Below are 23,492 nucleotides of genomic sequence, written 5' to 3'. Positions count from 1 at the left end.
TTCCGCCGAGCGTGCCATCATATAGACGAATGATAAGCATAGCGAATGCTTAAGAAGTCAGCTTTGATACGCAAAGCCAAAGCGGATGCTTACGAAGTCAGCTTTGCTACACAAAGCTAAGCGAATGCTTACGAAGTCAGCTTTGCTATGCAAAGCTCTCAGGAGGGTACACCTTGCGCAGGGCACAAGACATCATGGGGCTGCCCGTTATCGAAATCGAGGCGGGCAAGCAGGTAGGGACAGCTAAAGATTTTGTGATCGATCGCGATTGGAACATTCAAGGTGTGCTTCTCGATTCGAAGCATTGGTTCGCTTCTCCCCGATATATCGCATGGGACGACATCGTCTCCATCGGGACGGACGCCGTTACGGTGAAGGACGAGCAGGTCGTTCGGGACTACGACGATAAGGCCGACACGGTATGTTTGTTGGACGGCAGCTTCAAATTAAAAGGGCTGCCGGTCATTACGGTGAACGGAGATCATCTCGGAATGGTCGAGGATGTTTATTTCGGGGAACAAATGGATAAAAAGATAGTAGGGTATGAGTTGTCCGGCGGCTTGATCTCCGACCTCAAGGAAGGGCGCAAATGGCTTCCCTCGTCCGAAGCGGCGAAGATCGGGGAGGACGCCGTCATCGTGCCCGTTAGTTGTATCGTGCAAGAAACGTCATCATTTCAGGAAATAGGGTGAGAATCATGCTAAGATGTCCGAACTGCAATTCCAAGGATATAGGGAAAATCGGCTCCCATCAGTATTACTGCTGGAGCTGTTTTATCGAACTGACCGTCAACGGGGACAAAATGTCCGTCTACCAAGTGGAAGAAGACGGTACGCTCAGTTCGTTGGACGATTTGTTCTTCGAGGAAGAAATGCCGGAAGTTCATGCGAACTAAAACCGTATTGCATGTAATAAAAAGATCGGAGCCGCGCTCCGGTCTTTTTTGTATATACCAGGAGAGAGAGGCGGAACTTTCATTTCCTCTATCGGTTTAGAAAGAGAGTACATGCATCGCAAATGGAACTTTCTGTTCCGTTATTCACTCTGGATTGGTAGAAATGCTATTTATTTTGTCCGATAGCGGAACTCAGCCTTCCGTTAAGCCTGATTTCAACCCTTCGTTTTCGTAATAACGGAACGCCAATTTCCGCGAGTTTTTTCCGCTTTCATCCGCAGGAAAAAGCGATTGGGACATGGGCTTTTAGAGTAGAAGTCATTCCGCAGAAGCTCCGAGAGGGAATGGGTATTGAAGCGGAAAGTTTAGGTGTGAATTTGGCATGAACTTCGTCAATATCACACTCGGGCTGCCTTTGAAGTCGTGTTGTTACCGCCAAGTCTAATCAAGACAACACGACTTCAACAGCGGTTGGAGCCGGGTACCCATTTCCTCCCAACGCGCCAACGTATGGGTTTGCACATCAAAAAGACCGTCCGGGAACCGGACGGTTTTAACTATTTACGGCGGAAAGTCCATAGGATCGGCATCGTTCTTCTTGAATGAAGTCGACGGGGTTGTACATATACTGTAGGGGGAGGGGGCGGATGAAATGGATAAGTTTTTAAAGAGCCGGCTGTTCGTGACGCTCGTCTACGTGCTGCTTGGTCTTATTATTTTGTTCATGATGCAGCAGATCCATCCGATCTTGTCTACGGCATACGGGTTTTTGAAAGCCGTGCTGGCGCCATTTGTGATCGCCCTCATCATCTCTTACGTGCTCAACCCGATCGTACGAATGCTGAACGAGCGCAAAGTGCCACGAACGGCTGCGGTTCTGCTTATTTATGCGGTTTTTATTACGTCGGTTACGGTCATCGTCATGAACTTGACGCCGATATTCGTCAAGCAGGTGGGGGAACTGAACGAGCATATGCCGGAGCTGACGATGAGGGCCCAAGGGCTGTTCGACGGTCTGAACGATAACCGGATGCTGCCGGAGAGCGTGCGCAGCGGCATTAACAATGCGCTGATGAAACTGGAAAATACGCTGTCGGCGTTCATATCCAATTTCGTCGACGGCATCGGCAGCACGATCAATATGCTGATGGTCGCTTTTATCGTTCCGTTTCTCGCCTTTTACATTTTGAAGGACTACCAGGTGATCGAGAAGACGGTGCTGGCCACCGTTCCCCGCGCCCATAGAACGAACACGATCAAGCTTGTCATCGACATCGACACCGCTCTCGGCAACTATATCCGCGGTCAATTTCTCGTCTGCGTTCTGGTCGGCTTGCTCGCGTATGTCGGCTATTGGCTTATCGGGATGCCCTACGCGCTGCTGCTGGCGAGCATTGTGGCGATTTTTAACATCATCCCATATTTGGGGCCGTTTTTCGGTGCTGCCCCCGCGATCATTATGGCCTCTACCGTTTCGTTCAAAATGGTGCTGATGGTCGTTTTCGTCAATTTGGTGGTTCAAATTTTGGAAGGGAACGTCATATCGCCGCAGGTGGTCGGGCGGACGCTTCATATGCATCCGCTGCTGATCATTTTTGCCCTTCTCGTCGGTGGCGAGCTTGCCGGCATCATCGGCCTTATCTTGGCGGTGCCGTGCTTCGCCGTGCTGAAGGTGATCATTCACCACATCTTCCTCTACTACGTACACCGCAGGCCTACTGCTTAGCGTACGCCGAATACAGCCCGGGCCGTCTATCGTAGAACGGAGCGACAGCGCCCTGCGAGCGGTTTTGCGCCAGCAAATCCAAGTCGGCCGATGCGCATACGATTCCGTTCCGGTTCGCGGAACCGACGGCAAGGATGCCGTTGTCGGGAAAAGGGCGGTCGCACGGCGCGAAAATACCGGCCTGAGAGTAGCCGGTGTCCACCTGCTCCACGCCCGGCATATGGCCGACCAAACCGCTGAGCGCGACGTACAGCTGGTTCTCGATAGCGCGGGCTTGGCTGCAATTGCGAACCCGCCAATAGCCTGCGGCCGCATCCGTATAGGACGGGCAAAGGATCACTTCAGCCCCCATATCGGCCACGATGCGCGATCCTTCGGGAAATTCGATATCGTAGCAAATTTGGATCGCCACCCGACCGATCTCGGTATCGTGAACCGCGTAACGGTCGCCGGCAAGCAGCGGCCACGCCCGCTGCTCCTCCGGAGTGAGATGAATTTTCTTATAGCTTTCGATCCGTCCGTCGGGACCGAACAGAAACGCTTCGTTGTAATAGCCGTATACGGAGCCGACGACGGGAGCGCCTTCCCGGTGAATATGCGTACCGCCCAGTATGGTCATGCCCGTTTCGCGGCTCATCTTCGCGAATCGGGTTTTGTATTCGTCGGTAAACCGGTGCAAAAATTCGCATGCTTCCTCGTTGTTCATAGGAGAAGCCAGAGACAGCAGGTGTCCGGTCAAATATTCCGGGAATACGATCAGCTTGGCGCCTTCTGCTTGCGCTTTGGCTATATGGCGGCGAAGGCGGTTCCAGAACTCGTTCTCGGAACGGAGCGGCCCGATCCCGTATTGGACGGCCGCGATCTGATTGCGTTTCATGCAGGTTCGGCTCCTTTCGGATTTTCGGCAAACGCCGAGTTTCGCCATTCCACAAGAACGGCTTTGTTAAGCGATTCATCATCTTCCAAATAGTTGTCCAGCACTTGTACCGGAGTCAAGCCTTGACGCAGCATGAAGGACAAGACGAGATCCTTGAATTCGCCCGCAACGACGCGGCGGACGTACTCGTCGGCGTCCATCCGGTCCGCATGCAGGTTATAGCCGGGAATGCGGCAGCCTGCGAGAAAGCGTTTCAAGCCGGAACGTACGACCAGCTGCTTCCGTGCTTCATACAGCGCGCCTGCGATTCCTTTGGAGCGATAGGCCGGGCGGACGCATAGATCGATTCCGTATAAGCTGTCGCCATCCGGTTCATGGGCGCCCTGGATATATCCGTTGTCGGAAACCTCTTCCCACGTATGGGGTTTGCCTGTAAAAGTGATGAGCAGCGAGGTGGAGGAACCGGCTACTTCGCCGTCGCATAGCGCAACCATCGCTCCTTCCGGATAGGCTGCGATGTGGGCGGCGATTTGTTCTTTTTTCCACCATAGCTCCTCGGGAAAAGGCGGGGGAAACGCCTCTCGCTGTACGGTCAGCAGCGCATCGTAATCATCGATTGTATAAGGCCGGACTATAACGGTCATGAAGGAAAACTCCTTTCACAAAAGCGCCTTGATCGAGCGGAGCGGGTCGGTAACGAGGAGATAGGCGACTCCGCCGCACTCTCTCAGCGTATAATACGCGAGCCGCAAGGGACGAAGCTGGACGGGTTCGACGGTAGATTCGATGCCGAGCATACGGGCCGTCATGCGGGCGCGGAAGGCGTGATAGCCGTGTGTGACCAGGATGGCGCTGCGGATGTCGTACCGCTGCATAAGCTCCCGGCTGTTTTGCAAGTTCTCGAACGTGCTTCGCGACTCGTTCTCTACCAATATGGCCTCTGAGGGAACTCCCCGCTCTATCAAATATTTTTTGATCGTTTCGGCTTCCGACGGTTCGCCGGGAAGTCCGATGCCGCCCGTAGCGATGATCCGGGGGGCGAGCTTCTTGTTCCATGCCTCCAGAGCTATGTTGATTCGCTCCCTGAGCGCGGGGCTGGGCTTGCCGTTCCATACGGCCGCTCCCAGCACGATGATGCTGTCGCTCGGTGAACCGCTGGACGTTTTCCAAGTATGCATAATGATCCAGCTCATGCCGCCGAAATAAAGTACCACGGCGAGCGCGGCGGATAACAACAGGCGGATGATGAGCCGGACCGGATGCAGCTTTCGGATTCGTTTAGTCATAATATAATCTCCGCCAATGATGCAAATAAGATTCATTATAACCTGTTTCGGGCTTGACCAAAAGAGACGATTCGCCGTCCGGCACCACCCGGTAGCCGAAGGTATGCCGGTTTCAGACAAGTATCGCGGGCTCAGAGCGTTAATTTTGTCGAAATTGTGAAACTGTTCGTGCGTTAACGCGTATTACATATTGACTGGCAGCACCGTGCAAGTTCTGGAAAATGAAGTTAATAAGAGGCGGAGGAAACCGGGATGGAGCAACTGTTTTGGGCTTGCCTTGCGGGCGGCGTGCTGTTCGCTATCGTTACCGTCATATTCGGCGATTTGCTCAGCCATGCGCTTGACGGCATCCTCGATTTCATGTCGGTGGATGGAGTCCGTAAGCTGCGTCCGATGGTGATCGTGAGCGTCATAACGGCTTTCGGAGGTGTGGGCTTGCTGCTGCTGCATTATTCGCCGCTCGGGTCGCTAGTGGTCGTCTTGACTGCGGCGCTAGCCGCGATCGCCGTCGGCATACTCGTCTATGTCGCCTATGTCAGGCCGATGGAAAACAGCGAAAACTCCACCGGTTTCTCGATCCGCGAGCTGTCCGGACGCATCGGCGAGGTACTGGTCCCGATCCCTCCGAGAGGCTACGGGGAAGTACTCGTGAAAGTGGGCGCCGGACACACGAACCAAATCGCGGCCAGCTTCGACGGAGACACGCTGGACGCGGGCGTACGGGTTGTCGTCGTGGAAGTCCGGGACGATACGCTGTTCGTATCCCGGCTCGAAGACAATTCGAAATAAGAGAGGAGAGATCGAATGAACGTTTCGGAAGCTTTGGTTATTCCCGCAATTGTCGTAGGGGTTATCGTTGTGCTCGGGTTGGCGTTTTGGGCCAGGTACAAGACGGTCAGTCCGGATGAAGCGATGATCGTGACGGGCTCTTTTCTGGGCAGCAAAAATGCTTTGATCGACGAATCGGGACGGCGCATCAAAATCGTGCGGGGCGGCGGCGCCTTTATATTGCCGATCTTCCAGAAAGCCGAATTTCTATCGCTGCTATCGCACAAACTGGACGTATCCACGCCGGAAGTATACACGGAGCAAGGGGTGCCCGTCATGACCGACGCGGTCGCGATCATCAAGATCGGCGGTTCGGTCGAAGACGTGGCGACGGCGGCGGAACAGTTCATGGGCAAGCCGACGGAAGCGCTGAAGAGCGAAGCGCAGGAAGTGCTGGAAGGGCATCTGCGTTCGATTCTCGGCTCGATGACGGTCGAGGAAGTATACCGCAACCGCGACAAGTTTGCCCAGGAAGTGCAGGGCGTAGCGGCCAAAGATTTGAAGAAAATGGGCTTGCAGATCGTCTCCTTCACGATCAAGGACGTTCGCGACAAGCACGGCTACTTGGACTCGCTCGGGAAGCCGCGAATCGCCGCGGTGAAGCGCGATGCGGAGATCGCCGAAGCGGAGGCGCTGCGGGATGCCCGCATCCAGAAGGCGAGCGCCGAGGAGCAAGGGATGAAGGCCGAGCTGCTGCGGGATACGAATATCGCCGAAGCGGCCAAAGATAAAGAGCTGAAGATAGCGGCGTTCAAGAAAGATCAGGATATGGCGAAAGCCGAAGCGGATCAAGCCTACCACATCCAAGAAGCGCGCTCGAAGCAAAGCGTCGTCGAGGAGCAGATGAAAGTCGAGCTTGTCCGCAGGGAGCGGGAAATTGACCTGGAGGCGAAAGAAATATTGCGCCGGGAGAAGCAGTACGACGCGGAAGTGAAGAAGAAGGCGGATGCCGACCGGTATGCGGTCGAGCAGGCGGCGGAGGCCGAGAAAGCACGCCGTCTCCGCGAAGCGGACGCGCTGCAGTATACGATCGAGGCGGAAGCGAGAGCGAAAGCGGAGCAGCAGCGGCTCGAGGGTATGGCGATCGCCGATGCGGAGCGGGCGAAAGGGACGGCGGAGGCCGAAGTCATTCGTCTGCGCGGACTTGCCGAAGCCGAAGCGAAGCAGAAGCTGGCCGAGGCGTTCGAGAAGTTCGGCGAAGCGGCAATCCTCGACATTATCGTGAAAATGCTGCCCGAGCTGGCCGGCAAAGTGGCCGAGCCGATCGGCTCGATCGACAAGCTGACCGTAGTCGACACCGGACATGGCGAAGGGGCAGCCCGCATAAGCAATTACGTCACCTCGCTCATGGCGACGGCGCCGGAAATGCTCAAAAGCGTATCGGGCATCGACGTCGACCAACTCGTCAAAGGATTAACCGGCAAATTCGGGGCTTCGAAGCCGGCTGAAGTGACGGCCCTTAAGCCGAAGGCGCTGCCGGTTGAGCCGGCTACAGCAGCACCGGATGTTGAGAAAGGCTAAACGGACTCATACGATGCAAATGCAAGCTGCGGGAACCCGAAAGGGTTTTGCCGCAGCTTTTGTTGTTGTCGATCGGGGATGTATCGTTTGACCGCGGCTTGGATATCCTATTCCCAAATAGGGAGGGATAGCATTGCGATACCTTCGAATCGGCATCGGTTGTTTGTTCCTAACGGTTATATTAGCTTTGGCAGGCTGCGGCGGCAAGTCTGCGGACGAGAAGAAAGCGAAGGCGAACCAGCAGCAGAGCAACCAGCCCAGCGTGATCGACCAGGAGCTGAAGAAGCAGTATCAGATGTACAAGGAAATGCGGCAGTATCAGCTGGAGCAGCAAATCAAGGCGGAAGAGGAAGTCAAGAAGAAAGAAGAGCAAAGCAAAAAACAAGAAAAAGAAAGCAAAAAGCAAGAGATAAAATCGGACAAATCGTCCGGCGGCAAAGAAGAAGGCGAGAAAAGCAAGTAGCCGTCGGAGTGAAATGGCGCTGCTGCCGACTGAAGCGTTCTGATCGTTTATCGAAAAATATTGAGTCTAATCGGTGTCCTGTACGGGTGGACATAGCCCAAGCGAAGGCATAGCGCCGCCGAATACAAAGGCCTTCCAACCGAACGATTTCGTTCGGAGGAAGGCCTTTTTCTCTATTAACGGTTCATTCTGTATTGCGTAGGGGTCAATCCCTCGATTTTTTTGAACATCCGGCCGAAATAAACCGAGTCCTCCATGCCGATCTCTGCAGATATCTCCATGATGCTTTTGTTACTGTCCCGCAGCAAATGTTTCGCTTTCTGAATGCGCAGCTGCTGCAAATAAGCGCTAATCGTCATACCCGAGTACTTTTTGAATAATTGACACAAATATTCGTACCGACGGTCCAGCAATTTCTCGAAAAACGGCGCGGAGCATTCCATCGCGTAACTTTCATGTAAACAGTCGATCAATCTTCGATAGGTTGTGTAGGAGGCGGGCAGGGAAGTATCCGCGCGTAAATCCCGCAACGCGTCTTCGGCGAGAAGCTCGATGAATTTGCACAAATAACGCGATAAGCGAAAGTTAAAGTAGCCTTTGGGATGGTGAAATTCATCAACCATTTGTTCGAGGGTTAACAGACACTCGTATCGTTGAGCGGGATTGAATAAGCGGGGAAGAAGCAGTCGCTCGCTGGCCGTGTCGCGGGTCGTTCGAAGCTGGATGCTGTTCAATTGACTGATGTTAAGGAACGACGTTAAATTTTTCCGGTCTTGGATGAGGGAAGGCTCCGGATCGATCGTAAACTGTACCCAAAAGAAACTGCCTTGCCCATCATTTCTCCGCCAACCGCGATGGGTCGTCCAAGGCGGAATCAAGAGAACGTCTCCCGTTTTAAGTGTAAGCTTCTCATCGTTTACTTGCAGGTAGACCGGACCGTCGGAGATCATGATCAGTTCGTAGTGCGGGTTGGAATGCGGAGCTAGGAAAGAAGGTTCCACTTTGTATTGGTTCGTCCATTTCACCGCAAAATGAGAATTCCCTTGAATGGAGTAATAGTTCATGATCCGCTCCCCTCCCATGTCCAGTCGGTATCAAATATTAATTCAATCCGTTTTTACATAAAAGGATACTTGCTATACTGAAGGCGCTTGCAACACCGATTTACACCATTGTAAGTCAACAGTCGGGTCACAATCAATACGATGTGTCCGTGGGGGAAGCGTAAGTCAAACGGGATCGTATAAGAGGAGGGTACGTTTGTTGCGGAGCGCCATTTGGAATGAAAGCGAGTACCATCGGAAAGATTGGAAGTACCGGATGCGTGGGTGCGTTCGGAAACCCGCGAATATCGACTCGATCCAGGGGAGCGACTCGCGAGGAGGAAGTTGTTCGTTCGGCCGAGATAGTGCAGCCTTATTACAAGCTTGTCCTGCACGTTCACCGTTCCCATGATACGCCGGAAAAACAAACTGCCCGGGAGGGAAGCGAAATGAAAACGGTTGCAGAAGAGGACGCGAAACAGACGAAACCGAAACGATCGGACCCCATGATCGGCAGAAGGAAGCTGCTGGCGTCAATCGGTACGGCCGGTGCAGCGCTAGTCGCCGGGAGCTGTTGGGACGGGAGTCTCGCCGCACGGGCAACCGGTGCCGCCCCGACCGTAACCGGATCGGTTTACGGCGGCGGGGCGTGCATGACCGGGAAGCACGGCACGGTCGTAACGACGATCGCCGAATTAAGGACGATGCCGGCACCGCTAGCGGAACGAATGTATTATGTCGCGGATCGGGGGCGAGAAGGCTTCTTTTCTTTCGAAGCCTCGGATAATTCTTCGGCGGACAATTCGGGAACCGTCATCGTCTCGACATCCGGCGTGAGGTTCCGGAGACGATTTGACGGAGCTTTGAACGTGAAGTGGTTTGGCGCGCTAGGTAACGGCAGTACGGACGATACGGTTGCGATTCGGCTGGCTATTGCCGCTTTGCGGGACGGAAATTCGCTCTATTTCCCTACCGGAGAGTATATCGTCGATTCGGGTTGTCTACTGTTCCGAGGCTTGACGAACGTCACGCTATTCGGCGAAGGGGTCGATTCGTGGATTCATCCTTCCGGTCAACGTGTGCCACTGGCCGCGCCAACCGACTATCACACCTCGGTCGCCATCGACCAATGCAAAGGCATGGTGATCCGAGATCTTCGCATCGAGAGCAAAGGGGAGGGCTGGGGAAGTACGAATGCGGGAGACAGCCTGGAGAGGGGAGACGCCCGAACGAGCTTCGCGATTGAAAAAGGAGGTCACGCGCTGCTCGTAGCCCGGAGCACGAACATAACCGTCGCCAATGTTACGGGGAGGCTATGCGGTTCGAAGGGCGTATTCCATTTATCTTCGTGCGGGGATGTAACGGTTCTCGACTGCTTCGCCAACGCCGGTTCGTCGAAGTACGTCCTGTTCGCCGTCAACAATTGGTGCGACGATGCAACGAACAGAAGCCGAACTTATCGTTTCTTCGATTGCAGAGGCTGGAGCGAACCGGGCTATTCCGATCGTTCGGGGAAGGGAGGAATTGTAGTCGAGGGAGACGAGACGATGGTTATACATGTCGACATCCAAGGAGGCGTGTTCAGAGACTGCTTGGCCGATGAGGGGGCGACACCTCCCGGTTGCGCGGTTGGAGCGACGTATGCGAACTTGACGGCGGACGGGCTCGTCTCCGACTCTTGTCTCGTCGGGTTTTACGCCGGATCCCGCGAGACGCATTCGGCAAACACAGAGCATGCGATTATCGGCTGCCAGTTTTTGCGCAACAAGGTGACGGGCATCATGTTGGACATTCAAGCGGCAGGGGGCGGAACCCACCGTCTCACCGTCAACGGTACGGTTATTCAGACGAACCCAGAGCCTTATTGGGGGCAATCTTCCGATTTCGGAGTTCAACATACGAGCGGCTTGCTCAACCGCCATCCGTTCAACGGAAACCTGCATTTGTCCCACGTGACGATGCTGGGCGCCGAGTACGGAGTTTATGCCATGGACGCTCTGCATCTGGAATGCCTCGCTACGATGATCCGTGCCACGCGGCACGGTTGCCTGATCTACGGCGGCGGTACGTATGAAGTGAACGGTTCGGACATCGCTTCGGAACTGGCCGCTCCATTCGTTTTCCAAACCGACAATCGAATCTCCTCCGGAGCGAGCGAAGGGACGGGGCCGCTGCGCGTTTCGATAACCAAAAGTGCGATCGATTGCGGCCTTGATCAAAGCTTGATCTCGTTAATCGGCGGAATAACGGACTTGGAGACCGTCACCATTACGAATAATATCGTTCGCAACGGTTACGTGAACATCGAGCCCGGAACGATTCAAACGGTCCAAAGGGACGGATTGCTCGCTTCGACGGAAGCGAAAGTAAAAAACAGCGGTTTGGATGGAACAAATACGTTTGTGGAATTTAATATGCCGAAAGACCACCATTACGGTTATACGCAAGTCGTGAACGAGTCCGGAGCCGTCTTCGCCATTCTACATTCGGTCAACGACTACACGGGTATCCGTGGGCTGTATCGCGCAATTGTCGAGGGCGATAAGCTTGCTTCGTTTGCCGTCGGCTCCGTTTGCCGACTTGTCGGGTTATGATATCGCGTTGATGAGGTTCTACTTTATTTTGGAGGAGGAATGAATAATGGATACCAAGTTGAGCCGTAGGAAGCTGTTATCCTCTCTTGGAGCGGCCGGCGCAGCCTTGGCGGTCGGCGCCTATCTCAGCGGGGGACGGCCGGGATTCGCCGCTGGCGGGAATATGACCGTTACCGGGTCGGTATACGGCGAAGGATGCAACGATGCACGGAATTGCCTGATTCCCGTAACGATGGAGGAGCTGCGCGCGCTGGCGGCTCCGGACCCGGTCGATTTGTTTTATGTGACGAATCGCGGGCGGGAAGGCGTTTTTTATTACGATGCGTCCGACACCGCTTCCACCGATAATTCGGGAACCGTCCTTGTTTCCTCTTCAGGCCCGAGATTCAAACGAGTGTTCGACGGCGCCATAGACGTCAAATGGTTCGGCGCGCGCGGAGACGGCAGTACGGACGATACGGCCGCGATCCGGCTGGCCATTGCGGCCCTGCGAAACGGAGGTTCCCTTTACTTCCCGGCAGGCGAATATATCATTGACTCCGGCTGTCTGTTATTCCGGGGATTATCGAATGTAACCATCTTCGGAGACGGGGCCAGCTCGTGGCTTCACCCTTCCGGGCAAAGAACACCGACATCGAAGACCTTCTTCCATACGACGGTTGCAATTGATCAATGCGACAATACGGAAATCAAAGATCTCAGAATCGAAAGCAAAGGGGAAAATTGGGGGAATACGGACGCCGGCCCAAATACGTATGGGGATCCTCGAGCCAACTTCGCCGCCGAAAAAGGGGGGCATGCCCTTTTAGTGACGAGATGCAGATTTACAAAGGTCACGAATATTGTCGGAAGGTTATGCGGTTCGGTGGGGGTGTTTTACTTTTCGTCCTGCGAAGATATCGTCGTTCGCGATTGCTTCGCCAACGTCAACTCGCTCGGCTATGCCATGTACGCGGTAGACAATTGGTGCGCGCCGGCGCAGCAGCTTAGGCGGACGTACAGCTTTATCGACTGCTGCGGCTGGAATGAACCGGGTTACTCGAGCTATTCCGGTAAGGGCGGCATCGTAGCCGAAGGCGACCCCAGCGCGATTTTGAATATCACCGTTCAAGGGGGGATCTTTAAAAACTGCATCATCGGCGGAGACAATAAAGTGTTTGGTTGCGGCATTAGCGCGGTTTATACGAATGCCGTGGTCCAAAATGTAACGACCGACTCTTGTCTGGTCGGATATTACGCCGGGACGCGAGGCGCCATTTCGGCAAATACGTTCCACTCCATTACGGGCTGCAGCTTTCTCAACAACAAAGTATCCGGCGTCCATATGAACTTTAATGGAGGAAACGGCGAGCATCACCTTCACTTGCAAGATACCGTAATCAAGTCCGATTCCGTGTCGCACTGGTTGGGAAAAGGCGTTGATTTCCGAGTGGATCATACAAGCGGAATTGCGAATTTGAGTCCCCTAAGCGGGAGACTCCATATGACCAATGTAAGTATTAGCGGTGGAGAATACGGGATTTTCTCGATGGATCAACTCGATTGTTTAGTCCATGGCTCTCAGATCAACGGATTAACTCACGCCGTTCAATGCTATGGAGGCGGCGGCTATGAGCTGAACGGGTCGAGGCTCCACGCCGATAGCGGTCCGGTTCTATATTTCAGAACCGCCAATCTGACATCTTCGGGTGGCAGTTCGGCAGAAAGGACAATCGATATATCCGTCACGAACAACATTCTGAATTCGGGTGTTGATCAAAGCTTAATGCAAATAGGCGGAAACGCCGTTAATTTCAAAAAGCTGACCGTCAAACAAAATACGATCAAGAACGGATTTCTGCCTTTGATAACGGGTTCCGAATCGACCGTATGGGATGAAAAGCTATATTACACTACCGCTAAAATTGCAGCTTTAGGTTTGGCGGGCACCAACACCTTCCTGGATTTCCGATTGCCGAAAGATAAATATTACGGCTATACGAAGATGTTCAGCGAAGCCGGAGCCGTTTTTCCGATTATCGGAACGGCTAACGATTATCTTGGCACGCGCGGCCGATTTCTCGTTTATTTGGCCGGTGACGTTCGCGCTTCCTTCGGAGCGAATCAGATTTGCCGATTGACCAGACTTTAGAATCGCGAAGCGAAAATAGGCCGGGCTATCCGCAGATGGATAGCCCGGCGTTTCAATTTTTAAGGAAAAGCCGACTTTACAGGAAAAATGTACCTGTGTTATCATCAGTTTAAACTGACTAGTCAGTACAAAAAAAGAGGATGATGTTCCGTTTGAGCCGAAATAAAGTTTTGGAAGCGGCAGTTGAGCTGTTTGCCGAGAAAGGGTACCACCAGGCCAGCATGGATGATATTGCTCTGAGGGCGAACGTTGCCAAAGGTACGTTGTATTATCATTTTACCGGGAAATCGCAGCTTTTCCGGACGATCGTAAGCGACGGCCTCCAGCGGATCAAGGTGCGGATCGAGGCGGATTTGAACGCGGGGCTTGCGCTCGAGGAGCAAATCAAGCGAGTGATCGGGCATAATCTCGACTTGTTTACGGAGAGCAGCGGACTTGCCCATATCGTCTTCCACGAATTGACGAACGGCATCGAGGAGGAAGTGCTGGCGGAACTGAAAAGAATGCGGGAAGAATATGTCCGCTTCATCGCCGGCATATTGGAGGAAGGGCAGAAGCTCGGCATCGTTCGCCTCATGAACAGCACGTTGGCCGCTGCCGGCCTCCTCGGTCTGCTGGACAGCTGCTGCGATTATTTCCTGAGCAATAACCGACAAATTTCGCGGGACGTGATCGAGAATTTCATTTACACGACCGTAACGTCCGGATTGTTCATCGGTAGAGAGCAAGGTTGAGACTATGAAGCCGGAGCGGGTTTGAATGAGCCGATGAACCCGATTGGCCAGGTACAGCGGGATTGATTCGACGAAAGCAGGGGATGCGCATGAACAAACGGATTGTTCCCGAGGAACTGGTCCCGTTGAGCAAGTTTCAACAGATGAGGGCGAATGCGCCCGTACACTTCCAAGAGGGAAGCGGTGATTGGCATGTGTACAAATATGCGGATGTGAAAGCGGTATTCAGCGATTATGAGCTGTTCTCTTCGCAGTTCAGGAGCAGTCCGCCCGCGGAGGAGCCGATCGAGGCGAGCATCTTGCGCAGGGACCCGCCGAAGCACCGGCAGATGAGATCGCTCGTATCGCAAGCGTTCACGCCCCGAGCGGTGGAGTCGCTCATCCCGTTGATGGAATCGGTTACGCACGAGCTTCTGGACATGGCCGAGACCAAAGGAACGGTCGATGCATTACATGATTTCGCGGGACCGCTGCCGATTATCGTCATCGCCGAAATGCTCGGCATTCCGCCGGCTGACCGCAGGCAGTTCAAGCAATGGTCCGATGCGCTCGTGGGCAATAACTCCGACAATTATTTCAAATGCCAGAGAGAGATGAGCGGATATTTCGGATCGATAGCCGCCGAGCGCCGCCGCGAGCCGCAAAACGATCTGATCAGCCGGCTCGTGGCGGCGAATGCGGATGGCGAGCAATTGACCGATCTGGAGCTGATCGGGTTCTGCATCCTGCTGCTCGTAGCCGGCAACGAAACGACGACTAATCTGATCTCCTCCGCCATCCTATGCCTGGACAGCCGGCCGGAAGACCGGGAACGGCTTGCCGCCGATTCCGCTCTAGTCCCTCAAGCGCTGGAAGAGGTGCTCCGTTACTGCTCTCCCGTTCAGATGATGACCCGCCGGGTTACACGGGCTGCCGAATTGCGGGGACAGGCGCTGTCCGCCGGACAATTCGTCCAATTATGGATCGGTTCGGCCAATCACGACGAGGACGTATTCGAACGTCCTGAGCTTTTCGACATTTCCCGCAGCCCGAATCCGCATCTTGCCTTCGGTCACGGCATTCACTTCTGCCTCGGCTCGCAGCTTGCCCGTCTGGAAGCGGATATCGCCATCCGTTCGCTGCTGCAACGATTTCCGAATTTCGCGAGAGACCGCACGTGCGAGTTGAAAAGACTGGACAGCGGGATCATATTCGGCGTGGACCGGCTTCCGATCCGGTTGGGCTGATCCGATGACGGGAATGAAAAAGTCAGGCGCTCGGAGAAGGGAGCAGCCTGACTTTTCCGAATTATTTCTGCTTGAGCCTGCTCAGCTCTCTGCGCATGTAAGCCATCTCGAGAAACTGGCATTCATCGGCCCGAATTCCCCATACTTGACGGTTTTGACCCGTTGATTCGTCCGCCTGCTCTTCCACGCATAGCAAACCGTACTCGAAAGCATCCAGTCCGTGCTTCTGAAACGTCTCGTAAATTTCCTGGGCGATTAGCCCCGTATGTTTTCGGGCGGCATTCCCTTTTTCCGCCACCGCCTCCTTGAAACGGAACGTCCGGTATTGGATATCCGCCCAAGCATCAAGAACCGCATCGGATATCGGTTGAATATCCTGCTTCGCATTGCGGTCCGAGGTGTGGATCACACCGGTAACCGAGTAAATGTCGGACCAGCGGGCGAAAGAAGCCCCGAGCTGAATATCGCCGTCCGATGCCGGTACATGTTGCTTCTCCGTTCCCGACAGCAGGGTGCGGGTCATCGGAACGCCGTCCACCCATATTTTCGTTTCCCGAATATCGCCCGCAGACGCTACAAATTCGACTACATTTTCTGCCCACAATGCGCCTTTCCTGTACTTGCCGCCATAACCGGCGCTCGTCGTCCCTCGGGCTATATACGGGGTTTCAACCCATTGCCGGGTGGGCAATTCGGTGCTGCCCGTGCCGGACCATCTGACGGCGTTGCTGGCATTCAGTTTGTTTTTCATCTCATCCGTGCCCCGGGAGATTAAGGAGAGCGCTTCCAACGATTCCGTAGTCCAATTCGGGTTAAGCACCGTGCCCAAGCTGCGCAGCCTGTTGTTATTGTCTATGATCGTAATGGAGGTATGGATATAAGTACCGATAAAATTGCATAATGACTTGCTCGATAACCCGTTCAGATTCATTACAGGCCGTTTTCTTCCCGGCTGGGCCGAACTTTCGAACCGTCCGTTAAGGAAGGTAATGCCTTCGATATTGCTGCCTTCCGTCTTGAGCAGCTCATAGTCCCCTTCTCCGACGGGCGGAGTTTCCTGGAAGATGCAATTGATAAACACAATGCCGTACGTACGAGGCGTCTTCTGACGATAAATGTCCAGCAGCACTTCGTACCCGCGATACCGGCAGTTGATCCACGTATTTTCGTTGCAGGCTCCTTGCTGCGCTTGCGGAATCGGGTTGCGGCCGATTTGCAGCCCGCGTCTGATTGCGTACATCTCTACTCGCTCGAACTTATTGGCTATCGCCTCATGACCGTACGTCGGCGAGTTGTACAGCCTGTGCCCGCCGGCAAATCCGCGTGAACGAATTCGTTGAAAATCGCCGGAATACGTGCAAGTATCCAGCGGCCAATACCACTGGCAGGCAGGTCCCGCGAGCAATAAAAAGTCTCCCGCCGACTGGCCGACTCCATCGAACACAAGCGCGGCGCGGGAAGCGGCGTCATTCGTTCCGCCATTGATGCGCAGCCCGGATACGTGTTCCTCGTTGGTCGTATATATATACGGATCGACTCCCGTGCCGAACAATCCGAACCCCTGCTTGCTGAAAACGAGAGGGTCCTGAATCGTAATCGTGACAAGCGCTGACGGCAAATAAAGGTTGGTGCACGGGGACATTTCCGCAAATTGCTTGGCTGCCAGAAACGAAGCCGTTTCATCGCCATTGTTGCCAATCGCTCCAAACCATTCCGAATGAACGTGACGGCTGTCGAAGGAACGTATCCAACAACCTCTCCCTGACGGATCGCTCTCGCCGACCCCCTTCAGGAAAGCGTCCACGCCTGCGCGATCGCCGTTCCAGGGGACTGTCCAGCTAATAACGGTACCGCCGTTGTGATCGGATTTCGGACGATTCGCGTCATAATAAAAACTGCCGGAGCCTTGCCCATTGTCCGGGTAAAATCCGAGTACGAGCACTTGCTGCTTGTCGTGCCGCCCCCGAAATCCGGATAAATCCGCTATACTGCTCAAAGTGAGGGTGTTAAACATATCGTCATTGCCCGGCTTCGTTTTGTTGTCTCCCGCCCCATAGACACTTTCGTTTACGAGCGGCGCTCCGTCGGACTTGCCGCTTATTTTTCCCGTCGCAATCATAGCGGCGCCGGAAATGCCTAACGCCGTGATGAATTTTCTTCTGCTAAGAAGCTTGGATAAGGAATTTTTATCGATGTGGCTCATGGTCATTCCTCCTTGCCCCGTTCTTCTCCGGTTCGGGTGAAATCGGCAAGTGTAAGAATGCGCTTACAAATGAATGTTTGAACAAAGGTATTACCTCCAAACCAATATTATTACATTGTTTTGTTTGACTCGCCTTGCGTTTCTCATTGGCCTTACGTGCCTGACTAGTCCATCTTTCGTTTGTCTTACGCGTCTTACCCGCCTTACCTGTGCTGCCGATACTATGCCGGATGCTTGCTTGAATTACGCGATGCGTGCAAGCAACGGACCGATAAATCTGCGCCCCTCCTTTCGTATGTTGAATTTTCAGCAGTGGTTCTATTACTAAGAACAATGTTCAGTTGGAGAGTTATAGGTTCTTCAATGAAGAACAACGTTCTTGATATTACTATAGTATAATGCTCATCTGAATACAATACTTCTTCTTGAAAGGGTCCATCTGTACGGTTATTTTCAGGTTGTTGAAAAAGTCTAAAGCGAGAGTTGGAATACCGAAAGAGGTGGGGAGATGTGCGTAAAGCGAAGCGGCTGACTTGAGAGCTTTGCGTAAGCAAAGCTTGCTTCGGAAGGATATGCTTAAAATCTTGTTGTAACTGCTGAAAATTCAAAAAAACAACGCGATTTTAACGGACTTGCAGACTTTTTCAACAGCCTCAGGTGCGATAGACTAAAAAAAGCCGGGCACAAACCCGCCCGGCTCCGGCAAAGAGGCACTATTTTCCGCTTGCATCGATTTTGCACAAATATTGCTTGGGCGTGCAGCCGTTGAACCGTTTGAACAGCTCGTAGAAGTGGGCCATATTCTCGATGCCGACCGATCTGGCGATTTCTCCGACGTTTTGTCCGCTCGTAACGAGCAGACGTTCCGCTTTGGCGATCCGTTTCCGGTTAACATAATCGGTGAACGAGAAGCCCATCGCTTTTTTGAAATATTTGGAGAAGTAGAAGTAGCTCATCCCGGCGATCTGGCTCACTTGCTCCAGCTCGATTTTCTCCGACAGATGATGATCCACATATTCCAGAATCGGCTTCATGACCCCGGGATCGATCAGATCATGAGCTTGAAGCAGTCCGCGCGAATCTCCCCTCAGCAGCGTGAGCAGCATATGCTTGATATGCATGCTGGCGGCGATTTCGTAGCCGGTCGTCTTGTCCATGATCTCTTGGTGGATCCGCTCGATAATGCTCCCGACTTCCGCACGCACTTCCGCGTTCTCGCTGAACATATAGTTCAGTTCCTCGAGCGGGTGATGCACCTCCGAGAAGTGCCGGTAATACCGCATCATCGCCGGGTCGAAATACGGCTCGAAATCGACGTGAAGCACGATGTAGACCAGCTTCTCGGGACCGATGAGCCGGGCGCGGTGCAGTTGGGAGGAGCCGACTACCATGACGTCGCCGGGTCCAAGCATATAGGTATGGTTCGGCGTGTGCATTTCGTGAAGGCCTTGCTTCACGAGAATGAACTCGACTTCCTTGTGGTAATGCCAGCGAACGGGTTGAATCGGCGGGGGCGCTGCGGGCGCGGCCGCTGGGCGTTTCTGCGCCTCGAACTGCCATACTTTGATGCACAGTACGGGGTTTTGGTAATGAATCGGCTCTTTGTATATTTCCATAGGCGAGGGCACCTCCGCATTCGGACAATAGCAAAATTGGATACAAAACCGACAAATGGCGGAATATACGCCGGGCGGCTAAGGCTGTATTGTTGGCCATAGGATTATTATACAACGATTTGAAGAGAGGGAAAGCCATGAAAGTAGCCATCGTCGGCTGCGGAGGATTGGGTAACGTTCATGCGAGCAGTTATGCCAAAATTCCCGGCGTAACGGTAGTCGGAGTATGCGACATCGATCAGGCACTTGTGCAAAAGATGGCCGAACGGACGGGCGCGAAAGCGTATACGTCGTTCGACGAAATGCTGGAACAATCGGGCTGCGAAGTCGTAAGCGTCACGCTGCCGAGCTATTTGCACAAGCCGTTCTCGATCAAGGCGGCGCAAGCCGGAAAGCACGTCATATGCGAGAAGCCGATCGCGCTCAATCTGGAAGACGCCGCCGAAATGATCCGCGTCTGCGAAGAGAACGGCGTCCGTCTGTTCGTCGGACATGTCGTCCGTTTCTTCCCGGAATATGTGCAAATGAAAAACAAAATCGCCCAGGGCGCTATCGGCCGCGTAGGCGTCGCTCATGCGAAGCGCATCGGGGGACATCCCGGCGAACGCCGTCCGTGGTTCAAGGAAGATGACAAGAGCGGCGGCGTAGTCCCCGACTTGATGGTGCACGACCTCGACTTCTTGCGCTGGTCGCTCGGCGAGGTGCGCTCCGTATATGGGATGCGCAAGTGCGAAGGTTATGTGGACTATGCTTCGGCAACGCTCGTATTCGAGAGCGGCGCCGTCGCCAACGTCGAGGCGTACTGGGGATATCCGGGACCGTTCACAACGGCGGCGGAAATTGCCGGCAGCGGCGGCATCATCCGCAGCGACAGCTCCAAATCGGTTTCTCTGCAAGTACGCAAGGTCAAAACCGGCGAATCGGGCGGTCCGTTCGTGGAAGTCCCGCAAAGCCCGGGCTTCCGCAGTCCGTTCGAGCTGGAAATCCACCATTTCGTCGACTGCATCCGCGAAAACCGCGAGCCGATCGTTACGGCCCACGATGCTTATAAGGCGCTTGAGCTCGGACTAGCCGTCATGGAATCTTCGCGCACCGGCCAAGCCGTCTATTTGAACAACGCAGTACGGGAGGGATCGCGATGAAAAAGCTGAAAGTCGGCATGATCAGCTTCGCCCACGGCCATGGCTTCTCTTATCTGAATGCGCTGCTGGCGTTGCCGGAAGTGGAAGTCGTCGGCATCGCGGACGAAGAGAAAAGCCGCGTAGAAGCCGTCGTAACCAAAAACGGATTGAACTATTACGCGGATTACCGCGATCTGCTCGCCGTAGCGGACATGGACGCCGTCGTCATCTGTTCGGAGAACGCATTCCATGCCCGGCATACGATCGACTCCGCCAATGCGAAGAAGCATGTCATCTGCGAGAAGCCGCTCGGCATTTCCGTAGAAGAGATGGAACAGATGATCGCCGCTTGCAACGATAACGGCGTGCAGCTGTTTACGGCGTTCCCATGCCGGTACTTGGCGGCGGTCATTAACGCCAAAGCGGCAGTCGACCGTGGCGAGATCGGCGATATTTTGGCGATCAAGGGCACGAACCGCGGCTCGATGCCGGGGAAATGGTTCGTCGAGCCGGAGCTTTCCGGCGGCGGCGCCTTGCTCGACCATACGGTCCACGTCATGGACTTGATGAACTGGTTTACCGGCTCCAAGGTCAATGAGGTTTACGCGTATGCGGCGACTTTGTTCCACGAAGATTTGAAGGTGGACGACGCCGGCATGATCCACGTCAAGTACGACAACGGCGTGTTCGGCGTGCTCGATACGAGCTGGTCGCGCTCGAAGGCGTTCCCGACATGGGGCGATGTGACGATGGAAATCGTCGGAACGAAAGGCGCGATCTCGGTGGACAGCTTCGCGCAGAAAAACGAGCTGTTCAGCGACGCGGTCGGCAAGGCGCAATATTTGCCGTGGGGCGATTCGATGGACCACTATATGGTCAAGTCGTTCGTCAACGCTCTGATCGAAGGCAAGCCGGCTCCGATCTCGGGCGTGGACGGCCTCCGCTCGGCCGAGGTCGCTTTGGCCGGATACGAGTCGGTGAAAACCGGCCAGCCGGTTAAGCTTCACGCATAAACGGATAATGGGCAAAAAGGCAGAGACGATGATTCCAATTCGTCCCTGCCTTTTTTCGTTTAATATGCGGCCTACGTCGTTACTTCGCATGATCCCTTATTTTTTTGTCAATTCCTTCACCGCTTGGTCCAGCATGGCCGAGCTCGCGATCGGCCCTTCGCCTTGAATCCACAACCGCTGGTCTACCGGATAGATCCGGTTATTTTTGACGGCGTTCAAATTTTTCCACAACGGACTGCTTTGCAGCTCTTTGATTTTCTGCTCGGCATCGTCTTGTGCAAGCAAGAATATATGATCCGGGTTGAGCTCGGGCATCAGCTCCATTGAGACGGCAAGCTGCTTCTTATCCATCGGAACGCCGGCGGGAGCGCGGAGCGCGAGATCTTCGTAAAGGACCGAACCGGCCGGGCTTATTTTTCCGTACACCCGGTACTCTTTGGGCAGGATGCGCAGGAACACGACCGTTTGATCGCCGATGGCGGCTTTCACGAGGCTGGCGGAAGCTTCCGACTTCTTCTTGTAGTCTTCCAGCAGCTGCTTCGCCTTCTCCTCCTTTCCGACGATACGGGCGAATTCGTTTAACGTTTTGCGCCAATCGTATTCGGATTGCGCGAGCAGAATCGTTTTGGCGATTTTGGACAGCTGATCGAACGTTTTGTCTTGGCCCGGGGAGGTGCCGATGATCAATCCCGGATCGGCTGCGAGAATCGCTTCGGGGTTCGCTTCGCTGATCGTCCCCAAAAATTTCACGTCCTTCACCCGATCGGATAAATAGGGAGGCAATTCGTTCTAGCAAATGTAACCGTCGATCCCGGCTTCGTCTCCAGTGCGGTCAAATAATCGATGAAGCTATAGTCCAGAATGGCGATGTTGCGGGGAGCTTCGGTCAAAACGGTCTCTCCCGCCGCGTGTTGAATCGTGCGCTCGAACGGCTGTTGCGCCTTTGTTCCGGCGGTTGCCGCCGTTTCCGGAGAAGAGGCGGCCGGCCGATTCCCGCTGCAGCCCGAAGCCGCGAGAACGGTCAGAGTCAAGATGACGAAGCCAAGCTTGAGTCGTATGGTGTTCATGAGTGTTGCCCTCCGATATGGATGGATAGTTTTTGCGAAAGCAAAAGAATTTCATATCAAAGATTAAATGATAATGATATTCATTGTCAATAAAATATTCATGTGCGATGTAGAGACGAAGGGCACTATTTTGGACAAGCTTCGCGACTCGCTCTATACTGGGAAAGAGAGACTGTAAAAAGGAGAAATTGACTTCATGGATCGTTATGCCATCGTATTTGACGTCGGGGGGACTTCGATCAAAGCGGCGGTCGTCCGCGAAAACGGAGCAACCGTTGCAGGAACCGTAGAAACGTTCCCGTCCAAGGGGAAGGAACGGAAGGAGACGCTGCTCGCCCATTTTTATAGTCTGATTGCGGGGCGGGTGGCGCTGATGAATAAGCTGTCCGGCGGAGCGCCATTCGAGATGATCGGGATCGGGTATGCGTTTCCGTCGCCGTTTGACTATGAGCAAGGCATTTGTTATATTCGCGGGCAAGAGAAGTATGATGCGCTGTACGGGACGAACCTGCGCGAGGAGATGAAGAAGCGGATCGCGGCCGATCCCGATGTCGGAGCCAAGCTGCCGGCCGATGCGCCGATCGTCTTCGACAACGATGCCGCTTTGTTTGCCGCGGGGCAGCTGTATTACGGTCATGCGAAACGTTACCGCCGTTCGATCTGCATCACGATCGGGACGGGGACGGGGTCGTCCTTCATCGACGAGAACGGGATCGTGAAAGGGAGAGAGCTGTGGAGCGACCCGTTCCGGGACAGCATCGCGGACGATTACATCTCGAAACGCGGTGTACTGAAAGTAGCGGCTGAATACGGATTGGGCGCCGACGGGGACGTCAAGGCGATTGCCGATGCCGCGCGTGCGGGGGATGCCCGTGCGGCTGGGGTATTCGCGGCCTTCGGCCGGCTGTTCGGCGAGATGCTGACGCCGTATATCCGCGAGTTCCGGCCGGAGGCGATCATCATCGGCGGCAATATCGCGAAAAGCCATGACCTGTTTATTTCGTCGACCGTCGAGGCGATCGCCGCGTCCGGAATTGCCAGGGAAAGCATGCCGGCCTTCGAAACGGTGGAGGACACCTCGGGGAGTGCGTTTGCGGGCGCATTGGCGCTGCTCAAAGCGGCTGCGGCAGGGTAGAGCTATAATGCTC

Annotated in this window: 21 protein-coding genes; 13 read left to right on the top strand and 8 right to left on the bottom strand. The window is 54.3% G+C overall.

Features of this window, described 5'->3' with window-relative positions; all coding sequences use genetic code 11:
* The first annotated feature begins 173 nt into the window (after nucleotides 1-173).
* From FE783_RS00780 to FE783_RS00770, 3 genes are all read left to right on the top strand, one after another.
* Nucleotides 174-692 carry a PRC-barrel domain-containing protein gene (locus FE783_RS00780; RefSeq protein ID WP_138877405.1) on the top strand — a complete coding sequence of 173 codons (519 nt, stop codon included), beginning with the start codon at nucleotides 174-176 and terminating at the stop codon, nucleotides 690-692.
* Between the two features lie 5 nt (nucleotides 693-697).
* On the top strand, nucleotides 698-895 hold the full coding sequence (locus tag FE783_RS00775; protein WP_138877404.1) for a hypothetical protein: 198 nt from the start codon (nucleotides 698-700) through the stop codon (nucleotides 893-895).
* 652 nt (nucleotides 896-1,547) lie between these two features.
* Nucleotides 1,548-2,621 carry an AI-2E family transporter gene (locus FE783_RS00770; protein WP_138877403.1) on the top strand — a complete coding sequence of 358 codons (1,074 nt, stop codon included), beginning with the start codon at nucleotides 1,548-1,550 and terminating at the stop codon, nucleotides 2,619-2,621.
* Here FE783_RS00770 and FE783_RS00765 read toward each other — a convergent pair.
* From FE783_RS00765 to FE783_RS00755, 3 genes are read right to left on the bottom strand one after another with little or no spacing between them, the layout of a single operon-like run.
* Complete coding sequence (locus tag FE783_RS00765) at nucleotides 2,611-3,498, bottom strand: carbon-nitrogen hydrolase family protein (RefSeq protein ID WP_158301549.1); 888 nt, start codon at nucleotides 3,496-3,498, stop codon at nucleotides 2,611-2,613. The two genes, FE783_RS00770 and FE783_RS00765, sit on opposite strands and share 11 nt — an antisense overlap.
* Nucleotides 3,495-4,142, bottom strand: a complete 648-nt coding sequence (locus FE783_RS00760; RefSeq protein ID WP_138877401.1) for a GNAT family N-acetyltransferase — start codon at nucleotides 4,140-4,142, stop codon at nucleotides 3,495-3,497. The genes FE783_RS00765 and FE783_RS00760 overlap by 4 nt, the downstream gene beginning before the upstream one ends.
* Nucleotides 4,143-4,157: 15 nt before the next feature.
* Nucleotides 4,158-4,784: a YdcF family protein gene (locus FE783_RS00755; protein ID WP_158301548.1), complete on the bottom strand. Its 627-nt coding sequence runs from the start codon at nucleotides 4,782-4,784 to the stop codon at nucleotides 4,158-4,160.
* A gap of 252 nt (nucleotides 4,785-5,036) precedes the next feature.
* On the opposite strand from FE783_RS00755, the gene FE783_RS00750 reads away from it, so the two are divergent.
* The 3 genes from FE783_RS00750 to FE783_RS00740 all read left to right on the top strand — a co-directional run bounded on the left by FE783_RS00750 (nucleotide 5,037) and on the right by FE783_RS00740 (nucleotide 7,596).
* Nucleotides 5,037-5,573, top strand: a complete 537-nt coding sequence (locus tag FE783_RS00750) for an NfeD family membrane protein (RefSeq protein WP_138877399.1) — start codon at nucleotides 5,037-5,039, stop codon at nucleotides 5,571-5,573.
* A 15-nt stretch (nucleotides 5,574-5,588) separates the two neighbouring features.
* Nucleotides 5,589-7,133 carry a flotillin family protein gene (locus FE783_RS00745; protein ID WP_138877398.1) on the top strand — a complete coding sequence of 515 codons (1,545 nt, stop codon included), beginning with the start codon at nucleotides 5,589-5,591 and terminating at the stop codon, nucleotides 7,131-7,133.
* Nucleotides 7,134-7,266: 133 nt separating this feature from the next.
* Nucleotides 7,267-7,596 (top strand): hypothetical protein, encoded by a 330-nt coding sequence (locus FE783_RS00740; RefSeq protein WP_138877397.1) that lies wholly within the window; start codon nucleotides 7,267-7,269, stop codon nucleotides 7,594-7,596.
* 176 nt (nucleotides 7,597-7,772) lie between these two features.
* Here the strand turns inward: FE783_RS00740 and FE783_RS00735 are convergent, their stop codons facing one another.
* Nucleotides 7,773-8,660: an AraC family transcriptional regulator gene (locus tag FE783_RS00735; protein ID WP_158301547.1), complete on the bottom strand. Its 888-nt coding sequence runs from the start codon at nucleotides 8,658-8,660 to the stop codon at nucleotides 7,773-7,775.
* Between the two features lie 428 nt (nucleotides 8,661-9,088).
* On the opposite strand from FE783_RS00735, the gene FE783_RS00730 reads away from it, so the two are divergent.
* The 4 genes from FE783_RS00730 to FE783_RS00715 all read left to right on the top strand — a co-directional run bounded on the left by FE783_RS00730 (nucleotide 9,089) and on the right by FE783_RS00715 (nucleotide 15,324).
* On the top strand, nucleotides 9,089-11,233 hold the full coding sequence (locus FE783_RS00730; RefSeq protein WP_158301546.1) for a glycosyl hydrolase family 28-related protein: 2,145 nt from the start codon (nucleotides 9,089-9,091) through the stop codon (nucleotides 11,231-11,233).
* A 46-nt stretch (nucleotides 11,234-11,279) separates the two neighbouring features.
* Nucleotides 11,280-13,364: a glycosyl hydrolase family 28-related protein gene (locus FE783_RS00725; RefSeq protein ID WP_138877394.1), complete on the top strand. Its 2,085-nt coding sequence runs from the start codon at nucleotides 11,280-11,282 to the stop codon at nucleotides 13,362-13,364.
* 152 nt (nucleotides 13,365-13,516) lie between these two features.
* Nucleotides 13,517-14,098: a TetR/AcrR family transcriptional regulator gene (locus FE783_RS00720; RefSeq protein ID WP_138877393.1), complete on the top strand. Its 582-nt coding sequence runs from the start codon at nucleotides 13,517-13,519 to the stop codon at nucleotides 14,096-14,098.
* Nucleotides 14,099-14,187: 89 nt separating this feature from the next.
* Complete coding sequence (locus FE783_RS00715; protein WP_138877392.1) at nucleotides 14,188-15,324, top strand: cytochrome P450; 1,137 nt, start codon at nucleotides 14,188-14,190, stop codon at nucleotides 15,322-15,324.
* A 61-nt stretch (nucleotides 15,325-15,385) separates the two neighbouring features.
* Here FE783_RS00715 and FE783_RS00710 read toward each other — a convergent pair whose 3' ends face one another.
* Together FE783_RS00710 and FE783_RS00705 are read right to left on the bottom strand one after the other, a co-directional pair.
* Entirely contained in the window at nucleotides 15,386-17,527 is a 2,142-nt protein-coding gene (locus tag FE783_RS00710; RefSeq protein WP_158301545.1) for a tail fiber domain-containing protein, read from the bottom strand.
* Nucleotides 17,528-18,240: 713 nt separating this feature from the next.
* Entirely contained in the window at nucleotides 18,241-19,143 is a 903-nt protein-coding gene (locus FE783_RS00705) for a helix-turn-helix transcriptional regulator (RefSeq protein WP_138877390.1), read from the bottom strand.
* Nucleotides 19,144-19,280: 137 nt separating this feature from the next.
* On the opposite strand from FE783_RS00705, the gene FE783_RS00700 reads away from it, so the two are divergent.
* Both FE783_RS00700 and FE783_RS00695 read left to right on the top strand, forming a co-directional pair.
* Nucleotides 19,281-20,285 (top strand): Gfo/Idh/MocA family protein, encoded by a 1,005-nt coding sequence (locus tag FE783_RS00700; RefSeq protein ID WP_138877389.1) that lies wholly within the window; start codon nucleotides 19,281-19,283, stop codon nucleotides 20,283-20,285.
* The gene (locus FE783_RS00695) at nucleotides 20,282-21,277 is read left to right on the top strand and encodes a Gfo/Idh/MocA family protein (protein WP_138877388.1); all 996 of its coding nucleotides are present in this window, start codon (nucleotides 20,282-20,284) and stop codon (nucleotides 21,275-21,277) included. Before FE783_RS00700 ends, FE783_RS00695 begins: the two co-directional genes overlap by 4 nt.
* A 96-nt stretch (nucleotides 21,278-21,373) precedes the next feature.
* On the opposite strand, the gene FE783_RS00690 is transcribed toward FE783_RS00695, so the two are convergent.
* Entirely contained in the window at nucleotides 21,374-22,027 is a 654-nt protein-coding gene (locus tag FE783_RS00690) for an ABC transporter substrate-binding protein (RefSeq protein ID WP_158301544.1), read from the bottom strand.
* 5 nt (nucleotides 22,028-22,032) lie between these two features.
* Entirely contained in the window at nucleotides 22,033-22,344 is a 312-nt protein-coding gene (locus tag FE783_RS00685; RefSeq protein ID WP_138877386.1) for an ABC transporter substrate-binding protein, read from the bottom strand.
* A gap of 196 nt (nucleotides 22,345-22,540) precedes the next feature.
* Between FE783_RS00685 and FE783_RS00680 the strand changes: the two genes are divergently transcribed.
* Entirely contained in the window at nucleotides 22,541-23,479 is a 939-nt protein-coding gene (locus FE783_RS00680; RefSeq protein WP_138877385.1) for an ROK family protein, read from the top strand.
* The last annotated feature ends 13 nt before the right edge of the window (nucleotides 23,480-23,492 follow it).

It is taken from the genome of Paenibacillus mesophilus (assembly GCF_005938385.1).
GTDB lineage: Bacteria > Bacillota > Bacilli > Paenibacillales > NBRC-103111 > Paenibacillus_AB > Paenibacillus_AB mesophilus.
The sequence above is the reverse complement of the archived record's forward strand: the minus strand, read 5'-3'. Positions and strand labels throughout refer to the sequence as shown.